The following is a 19,038-nucleotide window of genomic DNA, read 5'->3' as shown; positions in this document are numbered from 1 at the left end:
GCGTGAGGTGGCGGCACCTGGGCGGGTCGGACGACCCGTCGGCGCCGCACTCGTCACCGAAGGCGATGGATCGGGGCCGGCGGATCGGCATCGTGGTCAACACGACGTTGTACCGGGTGCGGGTGCGGCACGCCGATCGGATCCCGGACCACGGACCGGTGGTGGTCGTGGCCAACCACCAGCACCTGCTGGACGGGGCGGTGCTGTTCGGCTGCCTGCCCCGGCGGGTCTCGTTCCTGGTCAAGGCGGAGGCGGTGAAGGGTGCGCTGGGGTGGCTGCTCACCGCGGTCGGCCAGTACGCGATCGTCCGCGGTGTGCCGGACCGGGAGCCGCTGCTGCACGCCCTGGCCCAGCTCAAGGCCGGTGGGGCGATCGGCATCTTCCCGGAGGGCACCCGGGGGGCGGGCAACGTGGACACGGTCTTCGCCGGGGCCGGTTGGTTGGCCGCCCGGGCCGGGGCGCCGGTGGTGCCGGTCGCGATCCGCGGCACGGTGCGACCGACGGGATCGCGGCGCCGGCGGTTCCGGCCGGCGGTGACCGTGCTGGTCGGCGAACCGTTCGCGGTGCCGGCGGGCGGCGGACGCAAGCCGGTCGCCGAGGCGACCGAGGCGATCCGGGTCAACCTGGCGGCGCTGGTGGGCGAGTTGGACGCGCAGTTGGCGCGACGTAGCGATGGAGCGAAGGCAGCATGACGACGGAAGAACTTGACGGCGGCGGCGAGCCGACCGACGGCACCTGGAGCGACGAGAGCGAATTCACCGGGTGGGAGGACGGCGCCGCCTCCGGCGCCGACGGCGTCGACGCAGGTCCGGCGCCCACGCTCGCCGTGGTGGGCCGGCCGAACGTCGGCAAGTCCACCCTGGTCAACCGGCTGATCGGACGGCGGGAGGCGGTCGTCCAGGACGTGCCGGGCGTGACCCGGGACCGGGTGACCCACGACGCGCTGTGGCGGGGCCGGCGGTTCACCGTGGTGGACACCGGCGGCTGGGACCCGACGGCGAGCGGCCTGCAGGCCGCGGTCACCGCCCAGGCCGAACGCGCGATGCAGATCAGCGACGCGGTGCTCGTCGTCGTCGACGGGTCGGTCGGCGCGACCGAGACCGAGGAGGCGATCGCCCGGGTGCTGCGGCGGTCCAAGGTGCCGGTCATCCTCGCGGTGAACAAGGTCGACGACGAGCGGGCCGAGGCGGACGCGGCGGCCATGTGGTCATTGGGCCTGGGCGAGCCGATCGTGGTGTCGGCGCTGCACGGCCGCGGCTCCGGTGACCTGCTGGACGCGGTGCTCGAGGCCCTGCCGTCGGCGCCGGGGGAGATCATCGGCGCGGTCGGCGGGCCCCGCCGGGTGGCGTTGATCGGCCGGCCCAACGTCGGCAAGTCCTCCCTGCTGAACAAGCTCTCCGGCGAGTCGCGGTCGGTGGTGCACGAGGTCGCCGGGACGACGGTCGATCCGGTCGACTCACTGGTCGAGATCGACGGCAAGCTCTGGCGGTTCGTCGACACCGCGGGGCTGCGGCGGCGGGTCAACCAGGCCAAGGGGATGGAGTACTACGCCTCGCTGCGAACGCAGACCGCGCTGGAGTCGGCGGAGGTGGCGATCGCCCTGATCGACTCGTCGACCCCGATCACCGAGCAGGATCAGCGGGTGATCAGCATGGTCATCGACTCCGGCCGCGCCCTCGTGATCGCGCTGAACAAGGCCGACCTGGTGGACGCCGACCGACGGTCCGAGGTCGACGACGAGGTGTTGCGCGACCTGTCCCGGGTGGCGTGGGCGCAGCGGATCAACATCTCCGCGCAGAGCGGTCGCGGCGTGCACCGGATCGCGCCGGCGATGGAGCGCGCCCTGGACTCGTGGGACCGGCGCATCCCGACCGGCCGGTTGAACTCGTGGCTGGGCGAACTGATTGCGGCGACCCCGCCGCCGGTGCGCGGCGGCAAGCAACCGCGGGTGCTGTTCGCCACCCAGGCGTCCAACCGCCCGCCGACGTTCGTGCTGTTCACCACCGGCTTCCTGGAGGCCGGATACCGCCGGTTCATCGAGCGCCGGCTGCGGGAGGACTTCGAGTTCACCGGGTCCCCGGTGCGGGTGAACGTCCGGGTGCGGGAGAAGCGGACGGCCCGCACCAAGTAGCCGCCGGGCGCCCGGCGGGTGCCGCGCGGCCGGGCGCGACTCCCGGCGCGGTTCGGGAGGCTCCCGGCGCGGTTCGCTGATCAAAGCCGGGTCGAATCGGGCATTTCCGCGCCGGAGCACGGAAATGATCAGCGAACCGGGCTGGTCCCGCGCCGGAGCACGGAAATGATCAGCGAACCCGGCTCGTCGGGCCGGGTCAGAGTCGCGCGGCCAGCAGCTGGGCCAGGGTGAGGCTGGGCCGGCCGGCCAGCTGATGGATCTGGGTGCGGCAGGACATCCCGTCGGCCAGGACGACGGCACCGGCGGGCGCGTCCCGCAGGGTCGGCAGCAGGCCGGTTTCGGCGACGGCGACGGACATCTCGTAGTGGCCGCGCTCCATGCCGAAGTTGCCGGCCAGGCCGCAGCAGCCGGCGAGCGTGGTGACCGTCGCGCCGGCCGCCTCCAGTAGCGCGCGGTCGGTGGCGAAGCCCATGACGGCGTGCTGATGGCAGTGCGGCTGGGCGATCACCTGCACGCCGCTGAGATCCGGCGGCTGCCAGCCCCTTTCCGCCGCCACCGTGAGCGCCTCGGCGACCGTGCGGGTCGCGCCGGCCACGACGGCGGCGCGGGGGTCGTCGGGCAGCAGGTCGAGCAGGTCGTCGCGCAGCACCGCGGTGCACGACGGTTCCAGCCCGACGATCGAATCTCCCCGCCGGGCATGGGGTTCCAGCAGTGCGATGAGCCGGGTGAGCCGGCGGCGGGCCGCCGGGAGCTGGCCGGTGGTGATCCAGGTCAGCCCGCAGCAGGCGGCCGCGTCGGGCGTGATCACCCGGTACCCGGCCGCGCGGAGCACCGCCACGGCCGCATCGCCGGCGTCCGGGTCCATCGCGTTGGTGAACGAGTCCACCCACAACAGCACGGTGGGCGCGGGATCGGTGACCGGATCGCCGAGTTCGACGGCTCCTCGGCGGGGCCGGGAGGCCGGTGACCGGCGCAGCCGGCCCGCCACCCCGGGCAGGATCTGGTGGACCGGACCGGCCCGCCACCCCCGGCGGAAGGTCCGGTGGGCCAGGGCCGGGGCGGGGCGCCGTCGGTCGATCCCGGCCGCCACCCGCAGCGCGGGCAGACGTAGCAGCCCGTTGACGACGCCGGCCGCGCCGGGCAGCACGTCCAGCGGCCGCAGCCACCGGGGCAGCCAGCCCAGCGTGTAATGCGACCGGGGCCGCAGCCGGCCGGCCAACGCCCGGTACAACACCTCCGACTTGTACCGGGCCATGTCGACCCCGGCCGGGCAGTCGCTGGCGCAGGCCTTGCAGGACAGGCACAGGTCCAGCGATTCGTGCACGGCGGGATCGCGCCAGTCGACCGGGCCCGAGCCCTGCGCGAGCTCCTGCAGCACCCGGGCCCGGCCCCGAGTGACGTCCTTCTCGTCGCCGGACGCGCGGAACGACGGGCACATGAACCCGCCCGCGGCGCTGGTGTCGGCCCGGCACTTGCCAACGCCGACGCACCGGTGCAGTGCGGAGGTCAGGTCGCCGGCGTCGTGGGCGAACGCGAAACCGCCGGCCAACGGCAGGGTTCGGGCGGCCGGCCGGCGCAGGTCGGCGTCCAGCGGGGCCGGCCGGACCAGGATGCCGGGGTTCAGCAGGTCGTCCGGGTCGAACAGGGTCTTGAACCGGGCGAACGTCTCGATCGCGGCGGGGGAGTACATCAGCGGGAGGAGTTCGCCGCGGGCCCGGCCGTCGCCGTGCTCGCCGGAGCAGGACCCGCCGTGCGCGACCACCAGCCGGGCCGCGGCCAGCATGAACGCCCGGAACTCGCTCGAGCCGGTCGCCAGCGGGAAGTCGATGCGGATGTGCACGCAGCCGTCCCCGAAATGCCCGTACGGCACGCCGGTGAGACCGGCGTCCGCCAGCAGGGTTTCGAACTCCCGCAGGTAGCCGCCGAGCCGCTCGGGGGGCACGGCGGCGTCCTCCCAGCCGGGCCACGCCGGCCGGCCGTCCGGGGTGCGGCCGGCCAGCCCGGCCCCGTCGGCGCGGATCCGCCACAGGGCGGTCGCGTGCGGGCCGGCCGGCAGCACCATGCTGCCCACCGCGCCGCCGTCCCGAACCAGCGCATCCGCGAGATGGGCTGCCTCGGTAGGGGAGTCGCCGCCGACCTCGACCATCAGCCAGCCGGCGCCGCGGGGCAGCTCGGGCACGGCGTGTGCGCCGCGGGCCCGGCGCAGGATGTCGACGATCCGCGCGTCCAGGCCCTCGATCGCGTGCGGCCGGTGCGCCAGCAGCGCGGGGACCGCGTCGGCGGCATGCGCCATGTCCGGGTAGCCCAGGACGATCAGCAGCCGCACCGGGCTGATCGGCACCAGCCGGAGCGTCGCCCGGGTGACCACGCCGAGGGTGCCTTCGCTGCCGACGAACGCCCGCGCCACCTGCCGGCCGTGCTCGGGCAGCAGGTGCTCCAGGCCGTAGCCGGAGACCTGCCGGGAGAACCGGCCGAACTCGGTGCGGATGGTGGCCAGCGAGGAGTCGACGAGGGCGTCCAGGCCGGGTACCCGACCGGGCCCCGCCCCGAGGGTGAGCCGGCGGCCGTGCCCGTCGACGACGTCGAGGTCGATGACGTTGTCGCTGGTCCGGCCGTAGGAGACGGCGTGCACGCCGCAGGCGTTGTTGCCGATCATCCCGCCGATGGTGCAGCGATCCTGGCTGGACGGGTCGGGCCCGAACCGCAGCCCGAGCGGGGCGACGCGCCGTTGCAGGTCGGACAGCACCACCCCCGGTTCGACCACGGCGGTCCGGGCGTCGGGGTCGACGTCGAGGATGCGGGTCAGCCGCCGCCCGACGTCCAGCACGATCCCGGGGCCGACGGCGTTGCCGGCGATGGACGTGCCTGCGCCGCGGGCCGTCACCGGCACCTGCTGCTGGTGGGCGACCTCGACGACGGCGGCGACCTCGTCGGCGTCGACGGGTTGCACGACGACCCTGGGCCGCACCCGGTAGTTGCCGGCGTCGGAGGAGTACTCGGCCCGGCGGCGGGCGCCGTCGTCGACGGTGCCGCGGACCGCGGCGCGCAGCGCGGCGGTCAGGTCGGCGGGGGCGGGCACATCACCGATCCTGCCTCTTCCGATGAGCGCGACGCACTGGCATCGTCACCACCAGCATGGAGATCACCAGGGAGCGAGGCTTGCCGAGCGACGATGAACACCGTCGACCGATGAATGACCGGACGGCCGAGCCTGCGAGGCGTCCCGGAGGCAATGCGCGAGAGGCGACGTTCGCCGAGCAGACCGAACGGCACCGGCGCGAGCTGCGGGCGCACTGCTACCGGATGCTGGGCTCGTTCGACGAGGCCGAGGACCTGGTGCAGGAGACGATGCTGCGGGCGTGGCGGCACCGCGAGTCGTACGCGGGCCGGTCGTCGTTGCGGACCTGGCTGTACACCATCGCGACGAACGCCTGCCTGGACCAGCTGCGGCGCCGGCCCCGGCAGCCCAGTGCCGTGGTGGACCGGGCCGGGCAGCCGGAGTTTGTCGAGATCGGCTGGCTGGAACCGTTCCCCGACTCCCTGGCGGCCGGTACGCCGGATCCGGCCGCGCCCCTGCAGGAGCGGCCGGATGTCGCCGCGGTGGCCACCGAGACCATCGAGCTGGCGTTCCTCATCGCCGTCCAGCAGTTGCCGCCCCGGCAGCGGGCGGTGCTCATCCTCCGGGAGGTGGTCGACTGGTCGGCTGCCGATACCGCGACCGCGCTGGACATGACGGTTGCCGCGGTGAACAGCGCGCAGCAGCGGGCCAAGGCGACGCTGCGGGAGATCGCCCGCCGGCAGGACCGGGAGACCATGCGGGTGCCGGCGGCGTCGGCGGCGGAACGGGAGCTGGTCCGCCGGTACGTCGACGCGCACGCGGCGGGCGACCCCGGGGCCATCGTCGAGCTGCTCCGGGAGGAGGTCCGCATCTGGATGCCGCCGGACCCGCAGTTCTTCCTGGGCCGCGCCGCGGCCGCCGACCTTTTCCAGGAGCTCTTCGTGACCACCCCGGTCGGCGAGTTCCGGCTGCTGCCGGCCGGCCGGTCGAACGGGCATCCGGCCGTCGCGAACTACCTCAAGCGACCGGGGGAGACCCAGTTCCTGGCCGTGGCCCTGGACGTGATCCGGCTGGTCGACGGCCGGATCGACGAGATCGTGGTGTTCGAGAAGCGCCATTTCCCGCGCTTCGGGCTGCCGGAGGTGTTCCCCGGTTGATCGCCGCCGGTCCGACTCAGGACGGGCCGAACCAGATCGATGTCAACGCTTTGCCGAGATCGGTCAGCGCCGGGCCGATGTCGTCCCGGTTGCAGGTGATGGCGACCGCGGCGCGCCGGTCGGGCGACACCGCGAACAGGCTCAGCATCCCGGCCCACTCTCCGCTGTGGACAAGGGTGCCGTCGGCGGCTACGTCGACGCCGGCACCGTACCGATCGGCGTCCGGCGCCGAGCTCACGGGATGGGCGTCCCTCGTCACCTGATCGAGCAGGGCCGGACCACCGACCTCGCCGGTGCGGTAATTGTCGGCCCACCTGACCAGTTCGCTCGGTGTGGTGACGATGAACCCGGGCCCGTCGAGCAGCCAGGCCGCCCCCGAACGCTCCACTTGACCCAGGGTGGTGGTGTGTCCGCTGGGCAGGTCGGCGACGGAGTCCCTACCGAAGCTCATGACCAGTCCGAGTGGCCCGAACACCCGCTCCTGCAAGAACTGGGGCAGGGCCATGCCGGAGGCGGTGCGCACGATCTCGCCGAGCAGCACGTAGTTGGTGTTGGAGTACTCGAACACGCTGCCGGGGGTGAAATTCAATTCCTCGATCTGGGCGATCTCGGCGAGGGCATCCGGCTGACGCACCGCATCATCCATGGTGAATCCCGCGCCGTACAGGAGGCTCAGGACGTCCCGCAGACCGCTGGTGTGATGCATCAGGTCCTGCAGGGTCACCTGCTCCGCCCACGCCGGCAGGCCGGGGACGTGCCGGGCGAGGGAATCGGTCAGGGCGAGCTTGCCGTCCTGGGCGAGCAGCAGGATCGCGGTGGCGGTGAACTGTTTGCCCACGGACGCGGTGTCGAATCGGGTGTCGGTCGTCAACGGTAGGCCGGCGTCGGTATCGGCCACTCCGCGGGCACCTGTCCACGCGACGGCACCCTCGACGCCGGCCGCGGCGGAGCAGCCGGGTGCATCCGCCGCCAGCGCTTGGTCCAGGAGCGCGGTACTGGCCGCGCCGCGATCGGCCCGCGGCATTGAACTGGCTTCCTGGGTGGCGGCCGAGTCGACGGTGGTCGTGGTGCAACCGACGGTCGTACCCAGCGTGAGAACGGCACCGAACGCTATCCAGCACCACCGGCGTGACGTCCGAATCATGCTCTACTGTCGCATTGCCGCCGCCGAAACGCGACTATTTGCTCTGCTCACCACCGTGCTTTGCTCGGTCGCCACGGTGCGACGACGGGGAGATCCGGCACTGCGGGCCGTCAGGGTATTCCGAACCAGATCTGGCGCAGGCCCTGGATCATCCGTTCCCCCTGGCCCTGACCTGCATGGTTGCAGACGATGGCGACGGTGGTGTGCCGGTCGGGCGAGACCGAGAAGTAGCTGAATTCACCCGGCGCCCACCCGCCGTGTTCGAGAGATCCATCCACTCGAACGAAGATGCCGGCCCCGTAGCTGGGGCCGCCGGGGTTGGGTCCGATCGGCACGGCACCGTGTTCGACAGCGGCCAGCAGCGCCGGTCCGCCGACGGACCCGGTGCGGTAGTTCTCCGCCCACCGGACGAGGTCGGTCGGGGTGCCGTACTGCAGGCCCGGCCCGTTGACCAACAGCCCGTTGGACCGGTCCGGCTGCAGTTCGCCGAGCACCTCGGCGTAGTTCACGGCGATGTCGCCGGCGGCCTGGGCGGAAGAGTCGATATCGAGCTGAACCGGGGCGAACAACCGATCACGAAAGAAGTCCGGGAGCGACTGCCCCGATGCCGACTGAACCACCTCGGCGAGCAGAAGATAGTTGGATCCGTTGCCCTCGAAGAACGTGCCCGGCTCGAAATTCAGCTCGTGCACGCCGCGGATCAGAACCATCGCATCGGCCTGGGTGGCCGGGTGGGCGGCCAAGAAGCCTGCCGCCTGGATCCGGGACCAGATCTCGGGGACGCCGCTCGTGTGGTGCAGCAGGTGCTCGACGGTGACCCGGTCGGCCCAGGGGGGCAGGTCGGGCACGTGCGCGGACAGCGGATCGTTCAAGGCGAGCTTGCCGTCGGCGGCCAGCAGCAGGATCGCCGTCGCGACGAACTGGTCGCTCACGCCGAAGAGGTCGAACCGGGTGGCGGTGGTCAGGGGGGCAGCGGCATCGAGATCGGCCAGACCAGCAGCATCGGCCCAGGCCACCTCACCATCGACCGCCGCGGCGGCCGAACAGCCGGGCCGATTCGGTTGGGTGAAGTCGGCAAGCCACTCCTCGCTTCGCTGCATCCGATCGTCGACCGCGACGATCCCGGACGGCGCCGCGGTGGTGGTGGTCGTTGCGGCGCCGGGGATCGCCGACGTGCAGGCGGCGCAGCCGATCGCGAGGAGGGCAGCGATCGATACCACCGCGCGGGCGGGGCCGCACAGTGTCCGAATCATGATTTACTGTCGCATTGATCCTACCCAACTGCGACTATTTGCTCTGCTCACCACCGTGCTTTGCTCGCTCGCCACGGTGCGACGACGGGGAGATCCGGCACTGCGGGCCGTCACGAGATTCCGAACCAGATCTGGCGCAGGTCGGAGATCCTGCGATCCCACAGGTCCGGTCGGTCCTGCTGGTTGCAGCTGAAGGCGACCGCCGTGTGCCGATCGGGCGAGACGGAGAGGTAGGTCTCACCACCGGGCGTCGGACCATCGACCTCGAGCGAACCGTCGGACCGGACGTAGATGCCCGCGCCGAAGCTGGGGACGCCGGGCTTGGGACCGATCGGGACCGTGTCGCGGGTGGCGGCGGCCGGCAACTCGGGACCGCCGACGGTGCCGGTGCGATAGTTGTCCGCCCATCTCACGAGTTCGCTCGGGGAGGCGAACATCAGGCCGCGACCGGCCAGGAACAATCCGTTCGGCGCGGACGGCTGCAGCTGGCCGAGCACGGTTCCGTATGCGGTGGCCACCTCCCCGGGATCCTGTGGCCTGACGGCGATGTCGACACTCATCGGGGCAAAGACCCGCGACCGCAGGAGGGTGGGCATGGATTGGCCGGACACGGCCTGAGCGACCTCGGCGAGCAGCAGGTAGTTCGTGTCGTTGGACTCGAAGAACGCACCCGGGGTGAATCTGGCCGGGAGATAGTTGACGAGCTGGAGAGCGTCCTGCTCCGTAGCGGGGTTGACGCCGGTGAAGCCGGCGTCCGAGAGCACCATCTGGACGGCCGGGACGCCGCTGTTCTGGTGCAGGAGCTGGCTCAGGGTGACTTGTTCGGCCCAGGCGGGCAGTCCGGAGAGATGGCCGGACAGCGGGTCCGTCACCCGCAGCCGGCCATCCTCCGCGAGCAGCAGGATCGAGGTCGCGATGAACTGATGTCCGGCGTCGGCGATGTCGAACCGTGTCGTGGTGGTCAACGATCGGCCGGCGTCGATGTCGGCCAGGCCGTCGGCGGCTGCCCAGACCACCGTGCCATCGACCGCGGCGGCGGCCGAACAGCCGGCCTTGAGCCCGCGGGTGGCGTCGGACAGCCAGGTGTCGCTGCGCAGCCCGTCCTTGTCGGCATCGCGTGAGACCGGCGCACCCATCTCCGCCGAACCGCCCGCGGTCGAGGTGCACGCCCCGAGGACCATCGCCGCGACGCTCACCGCTGCCCACCACCGCGGGTGTGCGCGAATCATGCCTTACTATCCCATTTGCACCTTTAGTGCGCCAGCCTTCCGGGCGTCCTGAAGGTGCTCACGTCCGGAAGGCGATCAGCAGTCCGAGATACACCGCATAGCCGAGCACGAAGCCGATGCCCTCGATCCGGCTCATCCGCCGACCGGTCAGGAACACCGGGATGCACAGCAGCATGACGCCGACCATCACCGGCAGGTCGACGTGGATCAATTCGGGGGTGACGCCCAGCGGGGCGACCAGCGCGGAGCCGCCCAACACGAGACCGATGTTGTACGTGCTGGAACCGATGAGGTTGCCGATGGCCATGTCCCGCTCGCCGCGGAAGGTGGAGACCAGGGTGGTCACCAGTTCCGGGGCGGAGGTGCCGATCGCGACCACGGTCAGGCCGATGACCGCCTCGGAGACGCCGAACGACCGGGACAGGTCGACGGCGCCACTCACCATCAGATCGGCGCCGACGACGATGACCGCCAGGCCGACGACGGTGAGCAGCGCGTGCACCCAGGTCTTTCCCTGGGGGCGGCGGATTTCGTCCTGTGCGATCTCGACGGCGACCGGATCGCGCCGGGCCTGGACGACGATCAGGATCGTGTAGCCGACCGCGATCGCCAGCAGGACCGCGCCGTCCAGCCGGCTCAGGGTGCCGTCCCAACACAGGGCGAGGAGCAGGACGGCGATGACGGCCATCATCGGCAGGTCGCGGCGGATCGTCGGCACGGTGATCGCCAGCGGTGCGATCGCGGCCGAGAGGCCCAGCACGAGTAGCAGATTGACGATGTTGGTCCCGGCCACGTTGCCGATGGCGAGCGGCCCGGCGTCGTTGAGGGCCGAGTCGATGCCGATGGCCAGTTCCGGTGCGCTGGTGCCGACCGAGATCACGGTGAGCCCGACCACGACAGGCGGCACGCCGAGCGCCGCGGCCAACGCCGATGCGCCGCGCACCAGCACCTCGGCGCCCACGATCAGCAGGGCCAGGCCGGCGGCGACGAGCAGAACCGCGGTCACCGGCGGGGCATTCGGGGATCCATGAGTGGATCATCCGGCCAACGCCCGAAGGCGGCAATGTCGGTCGGATCGGGCAAAAGGTTGAGAGTGCTGAATCGGTTCAGCTACTATCCGTGGCGAGCGGTGACCCATGCCGCGCTGCCTGCCCACCGACGAGGGTGAGTGACCATGCGCAACGAGGTACAACTGATCGCCTACGCCGACCGGTTCGGCGGCGACCTGCCCGGCCTGGCCGACGTGCTGCGGACCGACCTGGCCGGCGCGTTCGGCGGCGTGCACATCCTGCCGTTCTTCACCCCGTACGACGGTGCCGACGCCGGGTTCGACCCCGTCGATCACACCGCCGTCGACCCCCGGCTGGGTGGCTGGGCCGACGTGCAGGACATCGCCCGGACCCATGAGGTGATGGTCGACCTGATCGTCAACCACGTCTCCTCGGAGTCGGCCGCGTTCCAGGACGTGCGGGAGCGGGGCGCGGCGTCCCCGCACTGGCCGCTGTTCATGACGATGTCGACGGTCTTCCCGGACGGGGCTCGCGAGGCCGAGCTGGCCCGGATCTACCGGCCCCGACCCGGCCTGCCGTTCACCCCGTACCGGCTCGGCGGCGAACTGCGGTTCGTCTGGACGACCTTCACCCCGCAGCAGATCGACATCGACATCCGCTCCGAGCACGGGCACGGTTACCTGCTGTCGATCCTGGACGCGGTCGCCGCGGCCGGGGTTCGGCTGGTCCGCCTCGACGCGGTCGGTTACGCGGTCAAGACCGCCGGCACCACCTGCTTCATGACGCCCGAGACGTTCGATTTCATCTCCTCGTTCGCCGCGCTCGCGCGGGAGCGGGGGATCGAGGTGTTGGTCGAGGTGCACTCGTACTACCGGCGGCAACTGGAGATCGCGGAGCGCGTCGACCTGGTCTACGACTTCGCCCTGCCACCGCTCGTGCTGCACGCCCTGTACACCGGTGACGGGGTCGCGCTGACCCGCTGGCTGCGGGAACGGCCGCGTAACGCCATCACCGTGCTCGACACCCACGACGGCATCGGCGTGATCGACGTCGGCCCGGACCAGACGGTCGAACCGGGGGAGGAACCGCGACCCGGGCTGCTCACCCCCGAGCAGGTCGACGAGCTCGTCGAAGGCATCCACACCCACTCCGGCGGCACCTCGCGGCTGGCCACCGGCGCCGCCGCCAGCAACCTGGACCTGTACCAGGTCAACTGCACCTTCTACGACGCGCTCGGCGCCCACGACACCCGCTACCTGGCCGCCCGGGTGATCCAGCTGCTCACCCCCGGGGTGCCGCAGATCTACTACGTCGGTGCGCTGGCCACCGGCAACGACGTCGACCTGTTGCAGCGGACCGGCGTCGGCCGGGACATCAACCGGCACCACTACGACCGCGCCGAGATCACCGAGCAGACCAAGCGTCCCGTGGTCCGGTCGCTGCTCGCCCTGTGCGCCTGGCGCAACGCGCTGCCCGCCTTCGACGGCGACGTCGAGGCCACCCTGGACGGCTCCGTGCTCACCCTGACCCGCCGCGGCGCCGCCGTGCCGAGCGCGTGGGCGAGTGCTGAGGTCGACCTCGGTTCCGGTGCAGTCAGCCTGCGCTGGGACGGGCCGGCCGGGGCCGGCGCCACCGACGACCTGCTGGCGGCGCCGCCCGCCGTGTGAGCCGCCGAGAAGTCGGCGTCCGGCCGGTCGTCGCTCGAAGAGCGGTCGGACGCCGCGGGCCGGTGCGGTATTGTCTTCAACGCCCGGGGCAGCCCGGGTAGTGACCGGGATGTGGCGCAGCTTGGTAGCGCACTTGACTGGGGGTCAAGGGGTCGCAGGTTCAAATCCTGTCATCCCGACGTCGGAGCTCCTCACCTGTGACCCCAGGTGGGGAGCTTTTTCCGCACTAACGGCGACTGTCGATGACGCGCAGCGTCGGACCGCCCGAATGACCGGTTTGCGACCCGGACGCGCTCAGGAAGGCGTTGACGGCCCTCGCGGCGTCGGTCAGCTGCCGGGTGTCGGCGCAGGCAATCAAGTACGGACGGGCCGAAGCCGGACTGCTCGTTGACCTGTCGACGGTTGCGCGGCGACGGGGAGGCGGGCGCCCGTCACATCCGGGAGGCGGAGCGGGTGAGCACGCTGGCCGGCTCGCATCTGCTTTTCTCACCCAGTTGTGAATGGTCTGCGTAGACCCGATCCCAAGTTTTCAGCGACCGATTCCATCGCAGCCCACTCGGACGTGGGCTCCGCTCGGACTTCCTGAACGAGCCGCACCGCCCGCTCGCACATCTCCTTCGGGTAGCTCCCCGAACTTCTCCCCATGACTCCATCCTTCCCATGCGGTGGAGTCTTCGGCCAAACCCGGAGTGGTTCAGGCGATGCCTTCTGTTCGCTCGTATGAGGTTCTTTGATGCGTGTTGCAGTGATCGCCGGTGCCCGCGACTGAACAAGCGGGCGCCGGCCGCCGACTATGCGGCCGGCGGGTGTGACGTTGCCGCGCGTCGAAATCGGGTCGGCACCGGACCAGGACGCAGGGGCGGTTTCGCCGCGGCCTCGAGGTGGTCTCGAAGCCGAGCCCACGTTCGTTGTTCGCGTCGGGAGCCGATAGGGCCGAACACCGGCCCCATGAGCCGCAGAGCGCCTTTGGGCCGCACCTGCCACGACCAGCGGAGCACGGTGCCGGCTGGAGTCGACTTGAAAGTCAGGGTTCCGCTGAACTCGGCCGCCGCCATCGTGGTGGTCGAGGCGATCAGGTGTGGACGGTCGAATGCCGTGTACTCGATCCGCATTTCAACCGGTCGACGTCCCGACCCGACGGCAGCCCGGAACCGGCTACCGACCCCGATAGGTCCCGTGGAGACTCTCTCCGAAAACACCATGTCGGGGTTGTACGTTGGCTCGTTCCGCTGGTCCGCGACGAAGTCGAAGACCTCCTCGACCGGCCGGCGGATCAGAACCTCACCGCGGATATGTGTCATGGTGCTGTCCTTCCTGGTCACCGCGGCGGTAGCGGTCCTGCCTGTTCGCGAGCGGGGACCGCGGCCCTCGGCGGGGCCTTCACCGGGCTGCCGAACCACCGGACCAGCAGCACACCACCGACGATGGCGGTGATCCAGAAGACTGCGATCGCCGCGACCTCGTAGCGGTACTCCAAATCGGCTCCGTACGTGATGGCAAGGGCTGGCAGTGCCGCGACGGTGAGCGCCCCACCGACGAGGAACAGCCACCGCAGGCCGCGTTCGAGTCGCGACGGGCGACTGAACACCGCGGCGATAGTCAGCATGGCGAGCCCGAGGATCAGATATCCGAGGTTTTCCAGAGCGATGAACACCCCATGCGGATTGTACTGCGAGATCGATGACAGCCCTGCGGTTTCTCCCAGCGTCAGGCTAGGTTGCAGCACCGCCACCTGGATCGCGTAGTCGATCAGCAGGACCGCGACGGCAACCGAGCCCAGGGCCACGGCGATCCCGCTGAACTGTTGCGCAGTCCGCGGGCCAACCGCATGTATGCGTACCAGCAGGACCAGCACGAGCAGAACGAGCACCGACTGCGGGTAGAGCCACCAGTAGTCGCGGGTCACGAAGGCCGCAGCATCGGTGTATGGATAACTGAGACAGTCGGTACGGCAGAACGGTCCGGACCGCGGGGGTGTGGTGAAACCGGTGACCAGGGCTACCAGACCGACGATGCTGGTCGTCAGGGCCAGTCCCGTGTCCAGCCGCCCTGTCGGCGAAGCAGCGACCGTCGTGCCACCGACCGAGGGTGACGTGTCCACGCCATTGCGGATCATCGCTGCACTGCTCCTTCTCGAGGCGAGACTGTGATCACTGGCGAGCCAGCACCGACCGGTCGAATCCCTTCACGATCAGCCATACCGCCAGCACCATCTCCTGCACGCCGATGGGAGCGGCAAGAACGATTTGGCCGGGCGACAGGGGAGTGATGACGCCGAAGATGAGCAGCACGGCGGCGATCATCAACAGCATCACTCCGCCGATGCCCCACGCCGACAGCCATCTCGGAATGAGCCTGCTGCGGTAGAACACCAAGTAGTAGAGAAGGCCCCCGAGACTGAAGGCGAACAGCAGTCCCACATCGACCAGCCAGTGATACTGGGCCAGCATCGTCTGGCTCAAAGTTGTGAAGTGCTGGTCAGGAGGCGATCCGGCGTCGACGAAGGCGCCGCTCAGCGTCGACAACGACAACAACACCATCACGCCGAGGGCGTAGAACACCCCTTCCATCACCCGGAAGGCGACAGCCCCCAGCGACAGGCCCTCACCGAACCTCCGCAACACCGGGTAAAGCGCGACCGCGATGCCCGGCGCCGCGAGCGCGGCGATGAAAACGAGCAGCACACCCGTCGCTACCTGGCCCTGCTGCGCCGCGGCGTCACCGAGAGAACTGGAGTCGGTCACCGGGGCAAGGAACCGTCCGCTGATCAGGCTCGCCACGGTTGCGACAATCAACAGCACACCCGCGACCACCGCGTTCACCCGCGAGGACTCCGCCGGTTCCCGGCCATGGAGGAACCCTTCCCGTGCCCGGTTGGCGACTGGCATCTCAACCACCTTCCCTTCAAGGGGTAGGGCGGCCACGTGGGGGACTCCGCTGCACCACAAATCGGAGTGGCGGCGGAGATGGCGACCATGGCGGCCTACCGCGTGCAGCAGGGTGGCCAGTCGGTCGGAAGCGGACAAGCCGCCCTCCTGACTACCCAACATAGGGGACAAGGCACCGACGCCGGAAGAGCCGAACGTCCCTACCAGGGGGGCGGGGTGTATAGGCCCTGAAACTCGCTGTCCGCCGGCATGCTCGCGTTGAAGGAAGGGCACCGAAGTCTGCAATTGTGGGCCATGAGAGATCTCGCAGGCTTGCGGTCAGACAATGACCATGGCAGTGACCAAGCGCCATCCCCCTGATACTCATGCCGCACTCGGCACACTCCCCAGGACTTGTCAAATACGTTGCACTACAGTCGATGTGGATCTGCCCATCACCTGGGGCCAAGGGGTCGCAGGTTCAGATCCTGTCATCCCGGCGTGATGGCTCCTCATCTGAACCACAGGTGGGGAGCCGTTTTTCGTTCTGGCATCGACCATCGATGATGCGGAGCGACGGGGCCTTCCCAGTGATCGGATCGGTGACCCGGGCGCGCCCGGGAACACGTTGGCTGTGCTGCTACCGACCCGCCGAGGCGGTGCGCTCGATCGCGCCATCACCGCCCGGTCCGCCGCGATCCGGGTCAGGTCATCGAAGGGCGACCGACCGGCCGGCGTGTCCGGGTTGATATTCCGTGCTCCCGCGGGCGGCCATGGTGACCACCCGCACACCTGGGGCGCCTTGACTCAGAAACTGAGTGGCCTCAATATTGAGGGCAGTCGGTTCGATGGAATCGAGTCAGTCGCCGTTCGAGGAGCCCCACACATGAGAGCGTTCGTCGTCACCAAGTATCGGGAGCCGCTGCATGAGGCGGACGTACCGGAGCCTGTCGTGGGTGAGCACGACGTGCTGGTGCGGGTCGATGCCGTCGGGTTGAACCAGCTCGACGAGAAGATCCGCCTGGGGGAGTTCAAGCAGGTGCTGCCGTACTCGTTGCCGGCGATCATGGGTAACGATCTGGCCGGGACCGTCCTTCGAGTCGGCGGCCAGGTACGCCGGTTCCGGCCGGGGGATGAGGTGTTCGCCCGACCGGACAAGGACCGGATCGGCACCTTCGCCGAGCGAATCGCCGTCGCCGAGGCTGATCTGGCCATCAAGCCGGCGTCGGTCACGATGCTGGAGGCGGCCTCGCTGCCGCTGGTGTCGTTGACCGCCTGGCAGGCGCTGGTCGAGCGCGGCCGGGTGCAGGCGGGGGACAAGGTGCTGATTCATGCCGGTGCCGGAGGGGTGGGATCGATCGCGATCCAGCTGGCCAAGCACCTCGGCGCCACCGTGGCGACGACGGCCAGTGGGGCCAACGCCGACTTCGTCCGGGGACTCGGTGCCGATGTCGTCATCGACTACCGCGATCAGGACTTCGAGCAGCTGCTGAGCGGCTACGACCTGGTCCTGGACAGTCTGGGCGGAACGAATCTGGAGAAGTCGCTCCGGATCCTCAAACCGGGTGGCCGGGCGATCGGGATCGCCGGCCCGCCCGATCCTGCCTTTGCCCGCGAGATGGGGCTCAATCCCCTGTTGCGGGTGGCGCTGACCCTGATGAGCCGCAAGGTTCGCCGGGCCGCCCGCACCCTGGGTGTGCAGTACGAGTTCCTGTTCATGCGCGCCAGCGGCGACCAACTGCGGGAGATTGCGAACCTGGTCGATGCCGGGGCGCTGCGCCCGGTCGTCGGGCAGGTTCATCGATTCGACGAGATCCCGCAGGCTCTGGCCTCGCTCGGGACGTCCGGAACCCGAGGCAAGGCCGTCGCCCACGGACCGGCGAGCGGCTGAGCGCCGCCCCAACCCAGTCCCTTCCCATCCACCGCCAGGAGACCCCATGAGTGAAGGCATCGGTAACGAACCAGTGATCACGTCCTACGCCCGGGCGCCGCAGTTCAGCATCGACGTGGGTGACATCTCCTACGCCTACCGTGAACTGGGACCGAAGGGGGGCGTTCCCGTCGTCTTCTTCGTGCACCTGGCCGGGACCCTGGACAACTGGGATCCGCGGATCATCGACCCGGTCGCGCAGCACCGGCATGTCATCGCGTTCGACAACCGGGGCGTGGGCTCGTCCACCGGCTCGGTTCCGGACACCATCGAGCAGATGGCCGACGACGCCCTGGCCTTCATCGGGGCTCTTGGATTCGACACCATCGACATCGTCTCGTTCTCGCTCGGTGGCATGGTCGCGCAGTCGCTGGTCGTCAAGCGCCCGGACCTGGTCCGCAAGCTCGTTCTGACGGGAACCGGCCCCAAGGGCGGCAAGGACATGGACAAGGTCGCCGGCGTCACCTACCGGGACGTGATGCGAGCGACGCTGACCAGGTCGGACCCCAAGGAATTCCTGTTCTTCAATCGCGATGCCGGCGGCAAGGAGGCCGGCAAGGCGTTCGTGAAACGACTGCAGGAGCGAACCGTCGACCGCGATGCCCCCATCACACTCAGGGCATTCCAACAGCAACTCACGGCCATCAAGCGGTGGGGACGCGGCGCGCCCGATGACCTGACGAAGGTCATCGCACCCACCCTGATCGCCAACGGCGATCACGATCGAATGGTTCCCTCCGTCCTGTCCGACGACCTGCATCGCCGGATCCCGAACTCCGAGTTGATCATCTACCCGGATTCCGGGCACGGTGCGATCTTCCAATACCACGAACGGTTCGCCCCGGTCGCGGTCGAGTTCCTGGGCCGTTGAGCAACCAGCCGTTGACTAGGCTCGCAACCGGCACGGTCAGCGAGGTCTTCGGGAGGTGACCCTCATGTCGACGAGCAGCCCGCGGGCCGTCGGACGGCGAGAACGGAACAAGCAGGACAAGCTCGACCGGATCACCGTCGCCGCGCGCGAACTGTTCACCGAACGCGGAATCGACGACGTCACCACGCAGGAGATCGCCGACCGCGCCGACATCGGCTCAGGCACCCTGTTTCTCTATGCCCGGACCAAGGGCGAGCTGCTGATGCTTGTTCAGAATTCCGACTACGCGGACGCTCTCGCTCGGGGCACTGCAGCGGCCGACGCCGCTCCCGACGTGCTCGACGCCGTCGTGGCAATCATCGGGCCGATCGTGGCCTGCAACCGGGTGCGGGTCGACAACGGGCGAACCTACTTGCGTGAGATGGTCTTCGGCGATCCCGCGGAGCCCCATCATCGCGAGGCGCTGGCGATGAACGCCCAGACCGAGAACGCGATCGCCGAGGTGCTGCAGCGTGACGGGCGCTTCCGCTCCGGGGACGCCACGACACTGGCCCGCATCGTCTCGGCGATCATGCTGGCCTGCCTGGCTCCCACGGTGAACGCGGCGCGCACCGTCGACGACCTGATCGCCGAGATCAGACGCCAGATCGCCGTGCTCCTCCGATAGCCGTCTGCTCCGGGTGTCACCCTTGCCGTGCCCCGACAGCGCTGGTGGTGTTCT

At 69.9% G+C, this 19,038-nt stretch carries 15 protein-coding genes and 1 tRNA gene; 8 read left to right on the top strand and 8 right to left on the bottom strand.

What is annotated here, in order from left to right:
- Nucleotides 1-2: 2 nt before the first annotated feature.
- Nucleotides 3-692 carry a lysophospholipid acyltransferase family protein gene (locus tag ACILSK_RS07940; protein ID WP_395726604.1) on the top strand — a complete coding sequence of 230 codons (690 nt, stop codon included), beginning with the start codon at nucleotides 3-5 and terminating at the stop codon, nucleotides 690-692.
- The gene (gene der, locus ACILSK_RS07935; RefSeq protein ID WP_395726603.1) at nucleotides 689-2,131 is read left to right on the top strand and encodes a ribosome biogenesis GTPase Der; all 1,443 of its coding nucleotides are present in this window, start codon (nucleotides 689-691) and stop codon (nucleotides 2,129-2,131) included. Before ACILSK_RS07940 ends, der begins: the two co-directional genes overlap by 4 nt.
- 196 nt (nucleotides 2,132-2,327) lie before the next feature.
- On the opposite strand, the gene ACILSK_RS07930 is transcribed toward der, so the two are convergent.
- Nucleotides 2,328-5,210 (bottom strand): FAD-binding and (Fe-S)-binding domain-containing protein, encoded by a 2,883-nt coding sequence (locus ACILSK_RS07930; protein ID WP_395726602.1) that lies wholly within the window; start codon nucleotides 5,208-5,210, stop codon nucleotides 2,328-2,330.
- A 110-nt stretch (nucleotides 5,211-5,320) separates the two neighbouring features.
- Between ACILSK_RS07930 and ACILSK_RS07925 the strand changes: the two genes are divergently transcribed.
- Nucleotides 5,321-6,346, top strand: coding sequence for an RNA polymerase subunit sigma-70 (locus ACILSK_RS07925; protein ID WP_395726601.1), 1,026 nt, complete (start codon nucleotides 5,321-5,323; stop codon nucleotides 6,344-6,346).
- Nucleotides 6,347-6,362: 16 nt separating this feature from the next.
- Here the strand turns inward: ACILSK_RS07925 and ACILSK_RS07920 are convergent, their stop codons facing one another.
- The 4 genes from ACILSK_RS07920 to ACILSK_RS07905 form a co-directional block, all read right to left on the bottom strand.
- Nucleotides 6,363-7,370 (bottom strand): serine hydrolase domain-containing protein, encoded by a 1,008-nt coding sequence (locus tag ACILSK_RS07920; protein ID WP_395726600.1) that lies wholly within the window; start codon nucleotides 7,368-7,370, stop codon nucleotides 6,363-6,365.
- 230 nt (nucleotides 7,371-7,600) lie between these two features.
- A complete protein-coding gene (locus ACILSK_RS07915) occupies nucleotides 7,601-8,743 on the bottom strand; it encodes a serine hydrolase domain-containing protein (protein WP_395726599.1) in 1,143 nt (380 codons plus the stop codon).
- A 110-nt stretch (nucleotides 8,744-8,853) separates the two neighbouring features.
- Complete coding sequence (locus tag ACILSK_RS07910; protein WP_395726598.1) at nucleotides 8,854-9,939, bottom strand: serine hydrolase domain-containing protein; 1,086 nt, start codon at nucleotides 9,937-9,939, stop codon at nucleotides 8,854-8,856.
- 91 nt (nucleotides 9,940-10,030) lie between these two features.
- Nucleotides 10,031-10,978: a calcium/sodium antiporter gene (locus ACILSK_RS07905; protein ID WP_395726597.1), complete on the bottom strand. Its 948-nt coding sequence runs from the start codon at nucleotides 10,976-10,978 to the stop codon at nucleotides 10,031-10,033.
- A gap of 168 nt (nucleotides 10,979-11,146) precedes the next feature.
- On the opposite strand from ACILSK_RS07905, the gene gtfA reads away from it, so the two are divergent.
- Nucleotides 11,147-12,649, top strand: coding sequence for a sucrose phosphorylase (gene gtfA, locus ACILSK_RS07900; protein ID WP_395726682.1), 1,503 nt, complete (start codon nucleotides 11,147-11,149; stop codon nucleotides 12,647-12,649).
- Between the two features lie 105 nt (nucleotides 12,650-12,754).
- Nucleotides 12,755-12,828: transfer RNA gene (locus ACILSK_RS07895), tRNA-Pro, on the top strand.
- A gap of 612 nt (nucleotides 12,829-13,440) precedes the next feature.
- Here ACILSK_RS07895 and ACILSK_RS07890 read toward each other — a convergent pair.
- The 3 genes from ACILSK_RS07890 to ACILSK_RS07880 are packed head-to-tail and all read right to left on the bottom strand — an operon-like array spanning nucleotide 13,441 to nucleotide 15,537.
- Complete coding sequence (locus ACILSK_RS07890; protein WP_395726596.1) at nucleotides 13,441-13,950, bottom strand: SRPBCC family protein; 510 nt, start codon at nucleotides 13,948-13,950, stop codon at nucleotides 13,441-13,443.
- Between the two features lie 17 nt (nucleotides 13,951-13,967).
- Entirely contained in the window at nucleotides 13,968-14,765 is a 798-nt protein-coding gene (locus tag ACILSK_RS07885; protein WP_395726595.1) for a hypothetical protein, read from the bottom strand.
- Between the two features lie 34 nt (nucleotides 14,766-14,799).
- Nucleotides 14,800-15,537, bottom strand: a complete 738-nt coding sequence (locus tag ACILSK_RS07880) for a DUF4386 domain-containing protein (protein ID WP_395726594.1) — start codon at nucleotides 15,535-15,537, stop codon at nucleotides 14,800-14,802.
- A gap of 865 nt (nucleotides 15,538-16,402) precedes the next feature.
- Here ACILSK_RS07880 and ACILSK_RS07875 point away from each other — a divergent pair.
- The 3 genes from ACILSK_RS07875 to ACILSK_RS07865 all read left to right on the top strand — a co-directional run bounded on the left by ACILSK_RS07875 (nucleotide 16,403) and on the right by ACILSK_RS07865 (nucleotide 18,984).
- Complete coding sequence (locus tag ACILSK_RS07875) at nucleotides 16,403-17,407, top strand: NADP-dependent oxidoreductase (RefSeq protein WP_395726593.1); 1,005 nt, start codon at nucleotides 16,403-16,405, stop codon at nucleotides 17,405-17,407.
- Between the two features lie 46 nt (nucleotides 17,408-17,453).
- Nucleotides 17,454-18,317, top strand: a complete 864-nt coding sequence (locus ACILSK_RS07870) for an alpha/beta fold hydrolase (protein WP_395726592.1) — start codon at nucleotides 17,454-17,456, stop codon at nucleotides 18,315-18,317.
- Nucleotides 18,318-18,381: 64 nt separating this feature from the next.
- On the top strand, nucleotides 18,382-18,984 hold the full coding sequence (locus ACILSK_RS07865) for a TetR/AcrR family transcriptional regulator (protein ID WP_395726591.1): 603 nt from the start codon (nucleotides 18,382-18,384) through the stop codon (nucleotides 18,982-18,984).
- Nucleotides 18,985-19,038 lie beyond the last annotated feature (54 nt).

The sequence above is a fragment of the Nakamurella sp. genome (genome assembly GCF_044224575.1).
GTDB lineage: Bacteria > Actinomycetota > Actinomycetes > Mycobacteriales > Nakamurellaceae > Nakamurella.
The sequence above is the reverse complement of the archived record's forward strand: the minus strand, read 5'-3'. Positions and strand labels throughout refer to the sequence as shown.